Annotated in this window: 17 protein-coding genes; 3 read left to right on the top strand and 14 right to left on the bottom strand. The window is 51.2% G+C overall.

The genetic code is table 11. The annotated features are described in order from the left end of the window. Positions 1-181: 181 nt before the first annotated feature. The gene (locus N4599_RS04055) at positions 182-595 is read right to left on the bottom strand and encodes a winged helix-turn-helix transcriptional regulator (RefSeq protein WP_260902153.1); all 414 of its coding nucleotides are present in this window, start codon (positions 593-595) and stop codon (positions 182-184) included. A gap of 150 nt (positions 596-745) precedes the next feature. On the opposite strand from N4599_RS04055, the gene N4599_RS04060 reads away from it, so the two are divergent. Then, positions 746-1,786 (top strand): NAD(P)-dependent alcohol dehydrogenase, encoded by a 1,041-nt coding sequence (locus N4599_RS04060; protein WP_272882499.1) that lies wholly within the window; start codon positions 746-748, stop codon positions 1,784-1,786. Between the two features lie 73 nt (positions 1,787-1,859). Here N4599_RS04060 and trxB read toward each other — a convergent pair whose 3' ends face one another. The 11 genes from trxB to N4599_RS04115 form a co-directional block, all read right to left on the bottom strand. Continuing rightward, positions 1,860-2,792 carry a thioredoxin-disulfide reductase gene (gene trxB, locus N4599_RS04065; RefSeq protein WP_191363228.1) on the bottom strand — a complete coding sequence of 311 codons (933 nt, stop codon included), beginning with the start codon at positions 2,790-2,792 and terminating at the stop codon, positions 1,860-1,862. A gap of 129 nt (positions 2,793-2,921) precedes the next feature. Continuing rightward, positions 2,922-3,830, bottom strand: a complete 909-nt coding sequence (gene galU, locus N4599_RS04070; protein WP_191363227.1) for a UTP--glucose-1-phosphate uridylyltransferase GalU — start codon at positions 3,828-3,830, stop codon at positions 2,922-2,924. A 64-nt stretch (positions 3,831-3,894) separates the two neighbouring features. Next, entirely contained in the window at positions 3,895-4,911 is a 1,017-nt protein-coding gene (locus N4599_RS04075; RefSeq protein WP_191363226.1) for an NAD(P)H-dependent glycerol-3-phosphate dehydrogenase, read from the bottom strand. A 23-nt stretch (positions 4,912-4,934) separates the two neighbouring features. After that, positions 4,935-5,750, bottom strand: a complete 816-nt coding sequence (gene lgt / locus N4599_RS04080; protein WP_062812816.1) for a prolipoprotein diacylglyceryl transferase — start codon at positions 5,748-5,750, stop codon at positions 4,935-4,937. Further along, complete coding sequence (gene hprK, locus N4599_RS04085; RefSeq protein ID WP_003711277.1) at positions 5,750-6,703, bottom strand: HPr(Ser) kinase/phosphatase; 954 nt, start codon at positions 6,701-6,703, stop codon at positions 5,750-5,752. Before hprK ends, lgt begins: the two co-directional genes overlap by 1 nt. A gap of 13 nt (positions 6,704-6,716) precedes the next feature. Beyond that, positions 6,717-7,073, bottom strand: a complete 357-nt coding sequence (locus tag N4599_RS04090) for a phage holin family protein (protein WP_003711283.1) — start codon at positions 7,071-7,073, stop codon at positions 6,717-6,719. After that, a complete protein-coding gene (locus N4599_RS04095) occupies positions 7,070-7,414 on the bottom strand; it encodes a PspC domain-containing protein (RefSeq protein WP_003711275.1) in 345 nt (114 codons plus the stop codon). The genes N4599_RS04090 and N4599_RS04095 overlap by 4 nt, the downstream gene beginning before the upstream one ends. Positions 7,415-7,470: 56 nt before the next feature. Then, a protein-coding gene (gene prfB, locus N4599_RS04100) for a peptide chain release factor 2 (protein ID WP_260902164.1) occupies positions 7,471-8,587 on the bottom strand; the annotation gives its coding sequence in 2 pieces (ribosomal slippage) (positions 7,471-8,514 and positions 8,516-8,587; 1,116 coding nt in all). A gap of 92 nt (positions 8,588-8,679) precedes the next feature. Beyond that, the gene (gene secA / locus N4599_RS04105; protein WP_062812818.1) at positions 8,680-11,043 is read right to left on the bottom strand and encodes a preprotein translocase subunit SecA; all 2,364 of its coding nucleotides are present in this window, start codon (positions 11,041-11,043) and stop codon (positions 8,680-8,682) included. A gap of 197 nt (positions 11,044-11,240) precedes the next feature. Then, on the bottom strand, positions 11,241-11,780 hold the full coding sequence (gene hpf, locus N4599_RS04110; RefSeq protein ID WP_003715938.1) for a ribosome hibernation-promoting factor, HPF/YfiA family: 540 nt from the start codon (positions 11,778-11,780) through the stop codon (positions 11,241-11,243). A gap of 132 nt (positions 11,781-11,912) precedes the next feature. Next, on the bottom strand, positions 11,913-12,326 hold the full coding sequence (locus tag N4599_RS04115; protein ID WP_224757951.1) for a ComF family protein: 414 nt from the start codon (positions 12,324-12,326) through the stop codon (positions 11,913-11,915). A gap of 39 nt (positions 12,327-12,365) precedes the next feature. Here N4599_RS04115 and N4599_RS04120 point away from each other — a divergent pair, with 39 nt between their 5' ends. Further along, positions 12,366-12,521, top strand: a complete 156-nt coding sequence (locus tag N4599_RS04120) for a hypothetical protein (protein ID WP_224757950.1) — start codon at positions 12,366-12,368, stop codon at positions 12,519-12,521. A 52-nt stretch (positions 12,522-12,573) separates the two neighbouring features. Here N4599_RS04120 and N4599_RS04125 read toward each other — a convergent pair whose 3' ends face one another. Next, complete coding sequence (locus N4599_RS04125) at positions 12,574-13,902, bottom strand: ATP-dependent helicase ComFA (protein WP_260902169.1); 1,329 nt, start codon at positions 13,900-13,902, stop codon at positions 12,574-12,576. Between the two features lie 65 nt (positions 13,903-13,967). Between N4599_RS04125 and N4599_RS04130 the strand changes: the two genes are divergently transcribed. Then, complete coding sequence (locus N4599_RS04130; RefSeq protein WP_062813080.1) at positions 13,968-14,612, top strand: YigZ family protein; 645 nt, start codon at positions 13,968-13,970, stop codon at positions 14,610-14,612. An 86-nt stretch (positions 14,613-14,698) separates the two neighbouring features. Here the strand turns inward: N4599_RS04130 and N4599_RS04135 are convergent, their stop codons facing one another. After that, positions 14,699-14,959 (bottom strand): hypothetical protein, encoded by a 261-nt coding sequence (locus N4599_RS04135; RefSeq protein ID WP_062813081.1) that lies wholly within the window; start codon positions 14,957-14,959, stop codon positions 14,699-14,701. Positions 14,960-14,964: the final 5 nt, after the last annotated feature.

Consider the following 14,964-nt stretch of genomic DNA (forward strand, 5'->3'; position numbering starts at 1 on the left):
TTACTCATTGTTTTACTAAATTTTTATTCAAAGCACTGGAAAATTTTTCAGGCAGTGGCCAGTGCTGGTTAAAAACTTACTGATTGGATAGTAACTTACTAAAAAGTAAGTACTTGTCGCCTCCTCGAGAAGCGGTTAACATGTACATAAATTCGCATGATGAGTTAAGGACAAACTACTTTTAGTCATTACCCGTGTGAATGTCTTGCTGGTGGCTAAGCCCCTTCATCTCGGCAGCACCATTTTCAAAGGAAACATCCGTAACTTTCCCAGAAGCGACGAGCTCTTCGCTAAATTCCGCCATTTCGATAAGGATTTTCTTCATCCTCAGGCCATCCGCTGTTAGGAAATAGACAACCTTGGGTGGAACAACAGGGTAACTGGTTCGCTTTACCAACTGGTCGTTAATCAGCTGGTTTAGTTCCTCGGTCAGTACCTTTTCGGAGACGTGAACCCGGTACAGGTCATCAAAGTACCTTTTGAGTTCTCCATACCGGCGCTCCTTCAATCCCAACGCGCAAATAATAGACGGTTTCCATTTACCGCTAACGGCGTGAATTAGGAAGTTACAGCTAATAAAGTAGTTCTTAGTCATATTGCTCCTCCTGTCAACGAGTCTTTCCTTGATTAAGTATATTTTATAATGGTTTCCCAAAATGAGCTGGAGAGGTACCCGCGCCCAGCCTGCCAGAAAGTGAATTTCAATCAACTGATAAGAGAGGTAGATACTATACGTGGATTTGCAATGATTGGCCCAAACGAAACGGGTTTTATTGAAAAAGGCGATCCAGAGATTGGCCCTCGAGACGCCCTGGTAAAGCCACTGGCGGTCGCACCATGTACTTCAGATATTCACAGCGTTTACGAGAACGCAATTGGGCCTCATCACGACTTGATTCTCGGTCACGAAGCCAGCGGAGAAATCGTCGCTGTCGGTGATGAGGTCAAGGACTTTAAGGTAGGCGACAAGGTCATTTTGCCAGCCGTTACTCCCGACTGGTCAGACGTAAACGCACAGGCCGGTTTTGCCTCCCACTCTGGAGGAATGCTAGGCGACTGGAAGTTCTCTAACAACAAGGACGGGGTCTTCGCAACCCGGATTCACGTCAACGACGCCGATGGGAACCTTGCCCACTTACCACTGGGGATGGATCCCGGGGTTGCCACCATGCTTTCCGACATGATTCCAATCGGTTTCAACGCCGACGAACTGGCCCACGTTGAATACGGTGATACCGTCGCTGTAATCGGCATTGGTCCCGTCGGTTTGATGGCCCTCCGCGGTGCTGGTCGGATCTTCGCCGTTGGCTCCCGGCCGCAAACCATCAAAGTTGCCAAGGAGTACGGTGCAACGGATATTATCGACTACCACGATGGCGACATCGCCGACCAGATTATCGAAAAGAACAACGGCCAGGGGGTTGACCGCGTCCTCATCGCCGATGGAGATTCTGAGCACACCTTTGACCAGGCAGTCCGGATGACGCGGCCCGGTGGTTCCATTGGTAACGTGGCTTATTTAAACGGCAACGATACCATTAAGATCAATGCCGGTAACTGGGGTGTCGGGATGGCTAACATCACCATTGACGGTGGTGTAATGCCCGGCGGCCGGCTTCGGATGGAAAAGTTAGCTAGCCTGATCACTAATGGTCGCCTGGACCCGTCCCTGCTGATTACCCACACCTTTGACGGCTTCGATAAGATTCCGGACGCCCTTGAATTAATGCACAACAAACCTGCTGATTTGATTAAGCCGGTTGTCTACACCTCTGACATCGACTAATATTTAAAAAACACACTAATAAAATCCGCTCAGCGAACGCCTTGTCCGTTGAGCGGATTTTGTCATCAGATTATTATTCCTGACTCTTGATGTATTGATAAACCTGTTGACCAGCAATGGCACCGTCCCCAACGGCAGTGGCAATCTGCCGCAGCGGCGTTTCACGCACATCACCGATGGCATAGATTCCCGGAATGCTGGTCCGCATTACGGTATCAGTCTTGACCCAGCCCTGGTCGTCCAGGATTCCCAGGTCGGCAAAGGGCTTAGTCAGCGGGATATTACCGACATAGATAAAGACCCCATCGGCTGCCAGTTCACCATCTTCACCGGTTTCGTTGTTGTGGGTGATGACGCCAGTCACCTTGACGTCATCACCCATGATTTCAGTAACACTCGTGTTGAAGACAAACTCCATCTTTGGGTTCTTCTTGGCCTCATCCTGGAGCATTGGCTGAGCCCGGAGTTCGCCCCGCCGTACCAGAACAGTTACCTTGGAAGCTAGCTGGGTTAGGTAGAGCCCTTCTTCCACCGCGGAGTCACCGCCACCGACAACAACCAAGTGCTTGCCCTTAAAGAAGGCCCCGTCGCAGACTGCGCAGTAGGAAACGCCCCGGCCACCGAATTCTTCTTCACCCGGTACGCCGAGCTTGCGGTGGTCAGAACCAGTCCCAATTACCACAACGGGGGCAACATAGGTTTCCCCCATATCAGTCGTGACCTTCTTGTTCGCCCCATCGACTTCAACCTTCGTAACGGTTCCGTAGGCATATTCTGCACCAAACTGGGTTGCTCCCTGGTACATCTTTTCCGCCAGCTCTGGACCTTGCACGTCCTTGAAGCCGGAGTAGTTCACGATTGAAGCAGTGTTGTTGAGGTTACCACCATAAGCTCCCCGGTCCAGCATGACAACCTTCAAGTTAGCTCGTGAAGCATACAGCGCCGTCGTCATCCCACCAGGGCCGGCACCGATAATAATGACATCGTATTTTTTCTCTTCTGCCATAATTCATTCCTCCTCAAGCGAATTACTATCCACATGATAATCGCTGACAAACAGTTTGTCTATCATTTTGCTTACTAAAAATAAGAAAAAGGTGCCATGACCAAATTAGCCGCGGTACCTTATTCGTGCTTACTTGCTGCTCTTCTTGTCTTCAGCTGTCAGTTGGGCTCCTAATACCTTGATGTATTCACGCAGCTCATCCTTGACTTGGGGGTGCTTCAACCCATATTCGATGTTGGTCTTAACCCAGCCAAACTTGTTACCAACGTCGTAACGGTCACCCTTGTATTCACGGGCAAAGACGCGTTGAGTTTGATTCAGAGTATCGATAGCATCGGTCAGCTGAATTTCGTTCCCCTTGCCCGGCTTAGTCTTAGCCAAAACATCAAAGATTTCTGGCGTAAAGACGTAGCGGCCGATGATGGCTAAATCACTTGGTGCATCCTTTGGTGCGGGCTTTTCCACAAAGCTCGTCACGTTGTACAAGCCCGGGGTAACTTCCTTGCTTGGGTTAATCACACCATACTTAGCGGTGTCTTCGTGAGGAACCCGCATTACCGCTAAGGTCGAAGCGCCAGTCTGCTGGTAGCTTTCAATCAGTTCCTTCGTCAGCGGCTGGCCGTTGTTGTTAATGTTGTTCAGGTCGTCACCCAGCATTACCACAAACGGTTCGTCACCAATAAAGTCCCGCGCAGTCAGCACGGCATCCCCGAGCCCCCGCGGGTGGGATTGACGGATAAAGTAAATGTTGACGTCCGTCGTTTCTTCTACCAGCTTCAGCATCTCGTCCTTGTGCTTGGAGCGGAGGTTGTCTTCCAATTCTGGATTGGAATCGAAGTGGTCTTCGATTGACCGCTTATTTTTACCATCAACAACGACAATGTCTTCGATTCCCGACTTGCGTGCTTCCTCAACAATGAATTGGATCGTTGGCTTATCAACGATTGGCAGCATTTCCTTGGCTAATGCCTTAGTAGCAGGCAAAAAACGAGTACCTAATCCCGCTGCTGGGATGATTGCCTTGCGAACACGTTTCATAACAATATAAGTCCTTTCGTAACTTCAATTTCTCTCAAAGTCTTCCAAGAGTATTTTACCATATTTATTCGATTTCTGACGTTAAGTCCCGACTCATCAGCTGGGAAATAGCATCCTTGATATCTTTGCCAGAGTAGAGGACTTCATACAGGGCCTCGGTAATCGGCATTTTGACTTGGCGCTTCCGGCTCAACTCGTAAGCCGCCTTTGTCGTGTAGACCCCTTCAATTACCATTCCCATGTTCTCAATCACGTCGGCTAGTTTCTGACCCTGGCCTAGTTGGTAGCCAGCCCGCCAATTCCGGGAATTCTTACTGGTGGCCGTTACAACCAAATCGCCAACCCCGGACAAGCCAATAAAGGTCAGCGGGTTCGCACCAAAGGCGACGCCCAACCGACGAATTTCAGCTAGTCCCCGGGTGATCAACGCCGCCCGGGCATTGTCATGGTAACCCAAGCCCTGCAGAGCCCCGGCACCGATGGCAATAATATTTTTCAGGGCGGCCCCGAACTCTGCACCGATTACGTCATCATTAGTGTAGACCCGGAAATAGGAATTGCTAAAGAGCTTCTGGACCTCCTTGGCATTATCAATCTCCGTGCTGGCTGCCGTGACCGCAGTCATGTCCTTGATGGCAACATCTTCCGCATGACTAGGACCAGACAGTACCACGATTCCCCGCCGGTGTTCAGGGGCAATTTCCTCTTTCAACATTTCAGATGGCCGCTTATAGGTGTTTTGCTCCAGTCCCTTGGTCGCGTGAATGATCAACGGCTGCTGCTGGAGTTCCCCTAGCAATTGATCCAACTGTTTGGCGACCTGGCGAAGACCCTTGGTCGGGATGACGATCAGAATAACCGTGGCATCCTTAACCGCCGCCCGCATATCAGTGGTGGCAACTAACTGATCGGAATAGACAAGGTCCTTCATGTATTCTGGATTACGATGTTCGGTATTTAGACGGTCGACCTGCTTTTGGTTGCGCGCCCACAACATCACGGAATGACCATTTTCTACCAGCATATTAGCAAGGGTACTTCCCCATGAGCCTGCACCTAAAACTGCAATTTTTTCTGCCATAACCATTCTCCTTAACTAAAATCCTATTTACTTGTCCAATACCATGCCAACTTCTTCGTCCGTCGCCGGGCAACCATGACAACCAGTGCGGCAACCAGGAAAAGCACGGATAGCAGCTGGGAAATCCGGATTGGCCCCAGCATCAAACTATCAGTCCGCAGTCCCTCAATGACGAACCGCCCCGCGGCATACCAGATCACGTAAGTCAAAAAGACTTCCCCCTGCTTGAACAGGTGGGGACGGTGCCGCAAAAGCATCAAGAGGACAAAACCACTGAGGTCCCAGAGTGACTCATACAGAAAGGTCGGCACCCGGTAAGCACCGCCGATGTTCATCTGGTTAATGATCCAAGCGGGAATGTGCTGGGCAACCAGGGCCGCCCGGCTAGTAACCCCGCCAAAGGCTTCCTGATTCATAAAGTTGCCCCACCGGCCAATTCCCTGCGCCATAATCAGCGTTGGTGAAATAACATCCAGCATGGTCCAGAGCTTTAAGTGACGCTGGCGGCAAAAAACTACCAGGGTGATAAAGCCCCCGATGATTGCACCGTAGATTGCAATGCCGCCATCCCAGACCGCGATGATTTCTCCCGGGTGGCGGAAATAGTAGGGCCACTGAAAGGCTACGTAGTAAAGCCGGGCACAAACAATCGCCGTAGGAATCGCCCAGAGCAGGTAATCGTAAAAGTCGTCCTCAGGGATTCCTAGCCGCTGGCCCTCGCGAACCGCTAGAACCAGCGCTAGTACAACCCCGCTGGCAATGATGATTCCGTACCAGTGAACCTGGATGGCGCCGAGCTGAAAAGCAATCGGGTTCAGCGCCGCCGTTACCGCCGCCATTACTTCCCCTGCTCCTTGCTATCACGAGCCGAATTCTGCTTAATCAGCCGGTTCAAGTTTTCGTCAAAGGTCTTCGTAGCGTCGTAGCCCATCGTCTCGGCCCGGTAGTTCATCGCCGCGGATTCAATGATGATGGCGAGGTTCCGCCCTGTTTTAACCGGTACCGAGACCTTCGGCAGGATAACTCCCTGAATGGTTTGGGTATCCCCCCGGTCTCCCAGGCGGTCAAACTTAGTATCCGGTGTCCAGGTCTCCAGGTGAACAATCAGGCTGATGTTGTCCACCGGCATAATTGCCCCGGTCCCGTAAAGGGTCGAAACATCAATGATTCCAATTCCCCGAATTTCCATCAAGTGCTGCAAAATCGCCGGGGCCGTCCCAATCAGGGTTTGCTCGTCCCGCGCATAGACCTCCACCCGGTCATCCGCGACGAGCCGGTGACCGCGCCGAACCAATTCCAAGGCCGTTTCACTCTTACCGACACCGGAATCACCGGTAATCAGGACACCGACCCCGCTAATGTCAACTAACACCCCGTGGAGCGACTTCCGGGGGGCCAGCCGGCCTAACAGGTAGGAGGTCATGTTACTTAGGATTTGTGATGAAGTCAGGTGGGTCCCCAGGATTGGAATATGGGCCTCTTCCGCTGCCGTTTTCAATTCCGCGGGGATCGGTAGGTTCGTCGAGATGACGAAGCACGGTGTTTGCGGAGTACACATCCGCGTCATGTACTCCACCATCTGGTCATGGGTAAGGTCCTTCGAGAAGGAAATTTCGGTAATCCCGAGCAACTGGATCCGCATGGCCGGATAGTGCTTGAAGTAACCGGCAAACTCCAAGGCCGGCCGGGAAATATCACTGGTCGTTATGGTTCGGCCAAGGTAATCCTCCCCCTGCAAAACCTTTAGACGAACCTTATCAACTAATTCCTGCACAGTAACATGGTTTGGCACGCTCGCTCACTCCTTAATAATTATTCTGATGACTACTAATGATCGTGTTGCAGACCGACATGATGATGGCGATGAGCATTGCCGACCAAAAAGATGAAAAGCCAAAATTGTAAGAGCCAATCAAATGGGAGGTCAGCTCAAGCATCAAGCCATTAATAACAATGCTGAACAAACCAAGGGTCAAAATATTAATTGGCAGTGACAAAATCAATAGGATCGGTTTAACCGCGACGTTAAGGATTGCCAAAATAAACGCCGCTAGTAAGGCCATCCAGGCACTACCCACGTAGAACATCCCCGTACCAACAAATAAGCCGGCAAGGGCAATAAACAGGACAGTGTCAATTAGCACTTTCTTCCAAAATGTCATGATGATCTTCCGTTTCTTTTAATATCTTTTTCTTCTACATCAGTCAGCGTCCGCCGCTTGCGCCGCTGATTGTGGCTGGTGGCTACTCCCTGCTGCCAATCGCTCAGGCTTTTGATGAAGCCCAAAAAGCCGGGATGCTGGGGATCCGGCGGCATAATCAGCACCATAATGATATAGATGATGACACCAGGGACAATACCACTGAGGATGCTGAGGATCACGTACGCCACTCGCAGGAAGTTTGCTGAGCAGTTAAAGTACTGACCAAAGCCCCCAAAGACACCAGCGATTATCCGGTCAGACCCGGACCTGGTTAACCGTTTCCGTCGACTTTCCCTCATCTAACCACTCCTTTACCTTAAATCTTAACGACTTTCCAGCAGAACTGCAATCGCTTTTATTGCGGATTTTGCTGACTGAGTTTCCATTGCAGGTAGGCATTGATAAAGGGATCGAGGTCCCCGTCCATCACCGCTTGCCCATTATGGGTCTCATGACCGCTCCGGTTATCCTTTACCAGGGTGTAGGGGTGAAAAACGTAGGAGCGAATCTGGGAGCCCCAGCCAATCTCGAGCTGTTCCCCCTCAATTTCAGCCCGCTCCTTAGCCTTCTTTTCCTCTTCCAGTTCATACAGCTTTGACTTTAACATATTCATTGCGGTCTGCCGGTTGAGCAGCTGCGACCGCTCCGCCTGTGAAGAAGCCACCAGTCCGGTCGGCAGGTGGGTAATCCGGACCGCCGATTCGGTCTTGTTAATGTGCTGACCACCAGCCCCACTGGAGCGGAAGGTGTCTACCCGCAGGTCGGCCGGGTTAATGTCAACCTCGACACTATCATCCAGTTCAGGCATTACATCGACCGACGCAAATGAGGTGTGACGCCGGCTAGCAGAGTCAAATGGTGAAATCCGAACCAACCGGTGGACCCCCTTTTCACTGCGGAGGTAGCCAAAGGCATTGTGTCCCTTGATCAGCAGGGTCACACTCTTGATCCCGGCAACTTCGCCGGGCTCGTAGTTAGCCGTCTCCACCGTCAGGCCGTGCCGTTCGGCCCAGCGGACATACATTCGTAGGAGCATTTCACCCCAGTCCTGGGCTTCCGTCCCCCCTGCCCCCGGGTGGATTTCAAGAATGGCGTTTTTGCTGTCATACTTTTCACTCAGCAGCTGGTTAAGTCGGTACTGCTGCAAAGCCTCTTCAGTTTGGGCAAAGCTGGTCGCAAACTCCTTTTCCAGCTCCGGATCCGGCTCTAATTCCAGCAGTTCCAGGTTTGTTTCCAAGTCCGCCAGCTGGTCGCGGAGGGCAACGTAGGTGTCGCGTTTGGCCTTCAAATCGTTATTGTCGTTAATCAGCTTCTGGGCCCTTTCATTGTCATTCCAAAAATCAGGCTGGGCCATCTGGTGCTCATTTTCCGCAATTTGCTCGTCAAGGGCATCGAGGTCAAAGAGACCTCCCGAAGCGGGCAGCTTCCTGCTGCATTGCTTCTATTTTCTTCTTGGATTCACTTAATTCCATCAACAATTCCTCCAGTTACAAACATACGGCAGTGGTACCGCCATGGGTCACCGAACTGCCGTACCTTGTAGTAATGTTTTTAGTTGCCACGCTTAGCGGGTAACGTTTTGCCGAATTTCAGACTTCATAAATAAGCGGGTAGTCTCGTATTCAATATCAGCCACCATCTGCTCAAACATGTGGTAGCCCGCCGTTTGGTATTCCACCAGCGGGTTCAGTTGACCGTACCCCCGGAGGCCGACAGACTGCCGGAACTGGTCCATGATGTCGATGTGGTCGGTCCAGTGCGAGTCAACCACCCGCAGGAGAACGACCTTTTCAAATTCCAGCATCTGGGACGGGTCAGTCAAAATCTGCTTCTTCTCATCGTAAACCTTCTCGGCAAAACTCATCAGAAAGTCAACCATCTCATCCTGTGACTTGCCTTGGAGGTCCTTCACGGAAACAGCGTCTGGCTTGACCAGCACTTCTTCGGCAAAGTCAACGATTCCCTGCAGGTCCCAATCCTTTTCATCACCTAGGGTATGCTGTTCCACCTCTCGTTGGATGGTCCGCTTAAAAATCGGCATCAGGACCCACTTCAAGGACTTGCCTTCCGTAATGATCTGCTGCCGCTCCTTGTAGATGATTTCCCGCTGCTCACGCATTACATCATCGTACTGAAGCACGTTCTTCCGGGAGTCATAGTTATTCCCTTCAACCCGCTTCTGAGCTGACTCAACTTGCCGGGTCAGGAAACGACTCTTGATTACGGCGTCCTCACCCTGAACCTTCATCCGGTCAAGGAAGGCCTTGATTCGTTCGCCACCGAACCGCTTCATCAGGTCATCTTCAAGGGAAAGGTAGAATTGGGATAAGCCCGGGTCCCCCTGCCGACCAGACCGGCCCCGGAGCTGGTTATCAATCCGCCGCGACTCGTGTCGTTCGGTCCCAATCACCGCTAGGCCGCCAAGTTCCCGCACGCCAGGGCCCAATTTAATATCGGTCCCCCGACCGGCCATGTTGGTGGCAATCGTTACTGCCCCCCGCTGACCGGCGTTCTTGATAATGTCCGCTTCCTTAGCATGGTTCTTCGCGTTCAAGACCACGTGCGGGATGTGCTCCTGGTCCAATAAGTGGGAAAGGTATTCAGACGTTTCCACCGCCACGGTCCCAACCAGAATTGGCTGGCCCTTGGCATGCAGACTCTTGATCCGCTTGACCACGGCCGCAAACTTGCTTTGCAGGGTCGGGTAAAGGAGGTCCGGTTCATCCTTCCGTGCAACCGGTCGGTTAGTTGGAATCGTGATGGTCTCCATGTTGTAAATTTCCCGGAATTCTTCCTGTTCCGTCTTAGCAGTCCCGGTCATCCCGGCCAGCTTGCTGTACATCCGGAACAAGTTCTGGTAGGTAATGTTGGCCATCGTCTTGTTTTCTTCTTGGATCTTGACCCCTTCCTTGGCTTCAATCGCCTGGTGGAGGCCGTCAGAGAACCGCCGACCCTGCATAACCCGGCCGGTAAAGGAGTCAACGATCAGCACTTCACCGTCAGAAACCACGTAGTCCTTATCCAAAAGCATGATGTAGTTAGCCCGCAGCGCCTGGTCAAGGTGGTGGGTCAAGGCCGTGTTTTCAGGATCATAAAGGTTTTTCAGGTTAAAGTATTTTTCTGCCTTTTTAATCCCCTCATCAGTCAGTGAAACCGTCTTGGATTCCAGGTCGATCTTATAATCGACTTCGTTTTTGAGCTGCTTAACGAAGCGGTCGGTCTGCTTATACAGCTTTGAGGTTCCCGTTCCTGGCCCAGAAATAATCAACGGTGTCCGCGCTTCATCAATCAAAATCGAGTCCACCTCGTCGACGATGGCGTAGTTCAAGCCCCGCTGAACCTGATCTTCCTTGTAGACCGCCATATTATCCCGCAGATAGTCAAAACCAATTTCACTATTAGTGGAATACATAATATCCGCCTGGTAAGCCTGGCGCTTTTCGTCAGGGCTCATTTCGGAGTTGTTGATGCCAACACTGCAACCGAGCCAGTTGTATAGCTGCCCCATTTCCGTGGCATCCCGCTTGGAAAGGTACTCGTTCACCGTAATAACGTGAACCCCTTTCCCGGAGATGGCATTTAGGTATACCGGCATCGTCGCGGTCAAGGTCTTCCCTTCACCAGTTTTCATTTCGGCAATGTTCCCCTCATGGAGGACAATCCCCCCCATGATTTGAACGTGGAATGGGTATAGACCGAGGACCCGCTTGGCCCCCTCCCGAGCAACTGCAAAGGCCTCTGGCAGGAGTGCGTCTAGTGATTCACCCTTTTGGTAACGCTGACGAAATTCGTCCGTCTTTGCCTTCAATTGGTCATCGCTGAGCTCTTCCATCGTCTTAGCATAAGACTCAACCTTATCAGCTATTTTATTAATCCGCCGTAATTCACGACGATCGCTTTCAATCCATTTTTTTAAAATGTTGGCCATAAAAGCGTCCTTCCTAATTCAGGCTTGAGTTCTGAATAAAAGGTACTACTCAAGCCAATTATATTTTTAATTCTAACTGTAACATTTTACCACGTTGGCGGGCGATTGAAAACCAATTGCACTAGACAAAAAGCCCCTAGAACTCGGCACCCGAATCCTAGAGGCAATTACCAATGAGTATCCTCACCGGACATGATTTATTCTGCTTCAATCAAACCGTACCGGCCGTCGCGACGACGGTAGACGATACTCGTCCCATTGGTCTCAGCGTCTTGGAAAACGAAGAAGTCATGACCCAGCATATCCATTTGCAGAACCGCTTCTTCAGGGTCCATCGGCTTAAGTGACACTTGCTTGGTCCGGACGATCTTTAATTCATCACTTGCAGAGTCATCATCTGAAGGAACGAATTCAAGGTTCTTCAAGCCCTTTTCACGGGACTTCCGGTTAACCTTAGTCTTGTACTTCCGGATTTGACGTTCCAGCTTGTCGGTTACCAAGTCAACACTGCCATACATATCATTGGAGGTTTCTTCAGCCCGCAATGTTAAGTACGGGAGCGGAATAGTAACTTCAACCTTGTAAGTACGGTTTGGATAAACCTTCAAGTTCACGTGGGCAGTTGCTTCGACACTATCTTCGAAGAACTTTTGCAGCTTGCTAATCCGCTTCACCACGTAGTCCCGAATTGCGTCAGTAACTTCAACATTTTCACCACGAATATTGAACTTTAACATTGTACTTCTCTCCTTTCAGTCCAAGCAATCGCTTGTTCTGATATCAGAAGGACCACTCTTCTCATATCCTACTTATATTATAGTGTACTTATCATTAATTCACAAATTTATTCACAAATCATTTAAAGTAATTTAACGGGCTAAAGAAATACTCATAACATTAACTGCCCCAGCCCGATAGAGCAAGTCTGCAGCGTGGTAGAGAGTGCGCCCGGTCGTATAAACATCATCGACTAATAAGACCCGTTTCCCAGCCAAATCAGCTACCGGACCGCTAAGGGCAAACGGCTGGGGTGTCTGGAGACGTTCCCGGCGACTCTTGTGAGACTGGGCGGTCTTTTCTAGTGTCCGGTGCTGGAGACACGGCGTTAACTTAACACCGTCAAGCAACCCCGTAACCTGGTTAAATCCCCTGGTCGCCATGGTGGACTGGGTAACGGGAATTGGCACCACGACCTCTGCGCGCTTCTGACGAATTGCTGCCGTGAATTCCGGTGCAAAGACAGCCCGAAGACGGTAGTCCCCGGCAAATTTATACTGGTGCATGAACTCCTTCATCGCCGTATTATAGCAGTACAGGGCCTGATGAGTCAGCTTCCAGGAATACATTTGGCGCCAGCAGCGGCACTCTGGGCAAAGCTGGGAAGTTTCCTGCAGGCGGCAGCAGGCGGGACAATGCTGTTCGCCCTCAAGGGGCATAAATTGTTGGCGGCACTTCGGACAAACTACTGGCACAGCTAAACGCCCGGGCCAAATGAGCTCCCGAATCGTTAACTTGGCAGCGACTGGGCCCTTACATAGCAGACAGTTCACGCTGACAGCACCGCCCCTTCTGATTCATATACCGAATCTGCCGCATGGCCTGGCTAACCCGCCGGCAACGGGCAGTCAGCCAAAAGTCAACGTGACCACCGGGCCGACTAGCAGACCGGCCCGCCCGACCAGCAATCTGGACAAGGGCCGCGCTCGAAAAGATATCATCATCGGCCCCGAGTACAAAAACATCAATTTCTGGAAAGGTCACTCCGCGTTCTAAAATCGACGTTGTAATTAGAAAGCTATACCGCCGGTCACGCATCCCCTGCACTTTCTCCAACCTCTGCGGATCCTGCGCATGGACAGTTGTGAAGCTCGTGGCAGGGAAGTAACGAGTGCAAGCCCGGGCTACGGTCGTCAGGTCAGCAACGTGGGGCACGAAAAGCAGGAAGCGGTGCCCTTGGTGTAAACTGGTCTGCAATCGCCGCCACATCTCTGTCGGCAACCTCCCCCTTTGAACTTGTCGTCGCCAATGCCGGGCAAGGTGACACCTGATTTCAGGCAGGAGGTGGCCATGATAGCGTAAGGGCAGGTAGGTCACTTGCAAGCGGCGGTGCCGGACCTCGTTGAGCAAGTATTCACCCGGAGTCGCGGTCAAAAAAAGCTGACCGCCCTGCATTTTACTTGCCTGTTGACTAGCATAAAAAAGAACCGGATTAGCAGCATACGGAAAGGCATCAACCTCATCAATGATCAAGTTGTCAAAGGCATGGTAAAACCGTAACAGCTGGTGGGTCGTACACACCGTTAATTGTGCATAGCGGTACGGTTGTGACTGCCGGCCATGCAGGAGAACCATTTCCGTATTAGTGAAGGCCGCCTGCAAACGGGGATAGAGCTCTAAGCAGACGTCGACCCGGGGTGAGGCGATTGCAAGCCGTTCTCCCCATGCCAAACAGGCAGCCACTCCCTGGAAAATCATTTCCGTCTTGCCGGCACCGGTGACCGCCCAGAGGAGCTGGCGCTGGTGGGCCACCATACCAGCAGTGACACGCTGTGCAGCCGCAACTTGTAATGGCGACAGCCGACCGCGCCAGGTTAGGACCGGCTGACTAATCGTAAATTGATTTGGCTCCGGAACATGATAAAATTTGCATAGTGTTGAAACTCGCTCCAGGTTAATACAGTGGGGACAGTAATACTCGTTATTAGGAAGTGCCGCAACTAGCTTAGGAGTCCGCTGACCGCACCGGTGACAGATGATTTCTCTTGTTTGAACCGTGATTGTCGGTAGGGTCTGAACGTGTGCGGGCACTATTTCATCTCGTCCCACCAGGACCCGGCGGCCATAATAATCTTCCAGCATCTTCATGCCTCCTTCACTATTTAAATACGCGTAAACCATATTTTTCCACGAAAGAAGTTTAAATTATGACAACACCCTTTTTAACCATTGCCAACGCTAGCCAAACCGAGCTAGTAATCAAAAAATCTCGCTTTATCTGCTCACTCCAGCGGATCAGCAGTGAAGAAGACGCCCAGAACTTCATCAAGGAAGTACAGGCGGCCAACCGAAAGGCCAATCACAACTGCTTTGCATACCTCGTTGGGGACCAGGACCAGGTTCAGCGGGAGAGTGACAATGGGGAACCGAGTGGGACGGCAGGGGTCCCTATCCTGGAGTCGCTGCAGATGGCGAAGCTCCATAATGTCGTCGCCGTTGTCACCCGCTACTTTGGCGGCATCAAGCTGGGGGCGGGCGGCCTCATCCGTGCGTACAGCAACGTTACTACCGAAGCCGTCCACCACGCAGGAATCGTCCAGCGAATCAAACAGCTGCAAATCGCTATCACTGTCAGCTATCGCCAGCATGATGCCCTCCTCTACTACCTCAAAGAGCACCAGCTAGCCGTCAGCAATGAAGATTATGGTATCAACGTCACCACAAACGTTTTTATCAACGAAGCTACGGCCGATGACACAATTGCCCAGCTACAAAACCGTTTTAACTACCAATTAGAGATTCAAAAAATGGGCAGTCATTTTCACGAAATCCCATATAATCCTGCTGAATAAACTTACATGAGATACACAAAACGTCCCAAATTAGCTTTTGAGCCAATTTGGGACGTTTCCTAATTTTATGAGTGTACGCCACTTTTTTATGCCAGTAATGCTTCTGCGATATCCAAGATAATTATCAGGCCCAGCAAAGCCGCCAACCAGCAGGCAAGCCGGCGAGCGTGACGGTCGCCGGCCTTGATTTGGGGCCAAAACGCTCCCAGGTACGCTATCACAAGTAGAACGCTGCCGAGGATTCCGTAGATTCCCGAATGGAAGCCCCGGTTATCAATTGTATAGCCCGCCATTAGGAACAGGCCGATGGCAAATGCACCGCCAATTAAAATCTGTCGTTTTGACATTTAAA

Origin of the sequence: Limosilactobacillus oris (genome assembly GCF_025311495.1) — a bacterium.
GTDB classification, from domain to species: domain Bacteria; phylum Bacillota; class Bacilli; order Lactobacillales; family Lactobacillaceae; genus Limosilactobacillus; species Limosilactobacillus oris_A.

What these genes read in the sequence shown, in the direction of transcription:
- lgt (WP_062812816.1), bottom strand. Translation starts at nt 5,750, where the DNA reads ATGGCGGCGGTAACGGCGGCGCTGAACCCGATTGCTTTTCAGCTCGGC.
- hpf (WP_003715938.1), bottom strand. Translation starts at nt 11,780, where the DNA reads ATGTTAAAGTTCAATATTCGTGGTGAAAATGTTGAAGTTACTGACGCA.
- secA (WP_062812818.1), bottom strand. Translation starts at nt 11,043, where the DNA reads ATGGCCAACATTTTAAAAAAATGGATTGAAAGCGATCGTCGTGAATTA.
- N4599_RS04055 (WP_260902153.1), bottom strand. Translation starts at nt 595, where the DNA reads ATGACTAAGAACTACTTTATTAGCTGTAACTTCCTAATTCACGCCGTT.
- N4599_RS04090 (WP_003711283.1), bottom strand. Translation starts at nt 7,073, where the DNA reads ATGACATTTTGGAAGAAAGTGCTAATTGACACTGTCCTGTTTATTGCC.
- N4599_RS04130 (WP_062813080.1), top strand. Translation starts at nt 13,968, where the DNA reads ATGACAACACCCTTTTTAACCATTGCCAACGCTAGCCAAACCGAGCTA.
- N4599_RS04120 (WP_224757950.1), top strand. Translation starts at nt 12,366, where the DNA reads ATGAGTCAGCTTCCAGGAATACATTTGGCGCCAGCAGCGGCACTCTGG.
- galU (WP_191363227.1), bottom strand. Translation starts at nt 3,830, where the DNA reads ATGAAACGTGTTCGCAAGGCAATCATCCCAGCAGCGGGATTAGGTACT.
- N4599_RS04075 (WP_191363226.1), bottom strand. Translation starts at nt 4,911, where the DNA reads ATGGCAGAAAAAATTGCAGTTTTAGGTGCAGGCTCATGGGGAAGTACC.
- trxB (WP_191363228.1), bottom strand. Translation starts at nt 2,792, where the DNA reads ATGGCAGAAGAGAAAAAATACGATGTCATTATTATCGGTGCCGGCCCT.
- N4599_RS04095 (WP_003711275.1), bottom strand. Translation starts at nt 7,414, where the DNA reads ATGAGGGAAAGTCGACGGAAACGGTTAACCAGGTCCGGGTCTGACCGG.
- N4599_RS04060 (WP_272882499.1), top strand. Translation starts at nt 746, where the DNA reads ATGATTGGCCCAAACGAAACGGGTTTTATTGAAAAAGGCGATCCAGAG.
- N4599_RS04135 (WP_062813081.1), bottom strand. Translation starts at nt 14,959, where the DNA reads ATGTCAAAACGACAGATTTTAATTGGCGGTGCATTTGCCATCGGCCTG.
- N4599_RS04125 (WP_260902169.1), bottom strand. Translation starts at nt 13,902, where the DNA reads ATGCTGGAAGATTATTATGGCCGCCGGGTCCTGGTGGGACGAGATGAA.
- N4599_RS04115 (WP_224757951.1), bottom strand. Translation starts at nt 12,326, where the DNA reads ATGCACCAGTATAAATTTGCCGGGGACTACCGTCTTCGGGCTGTCTTT.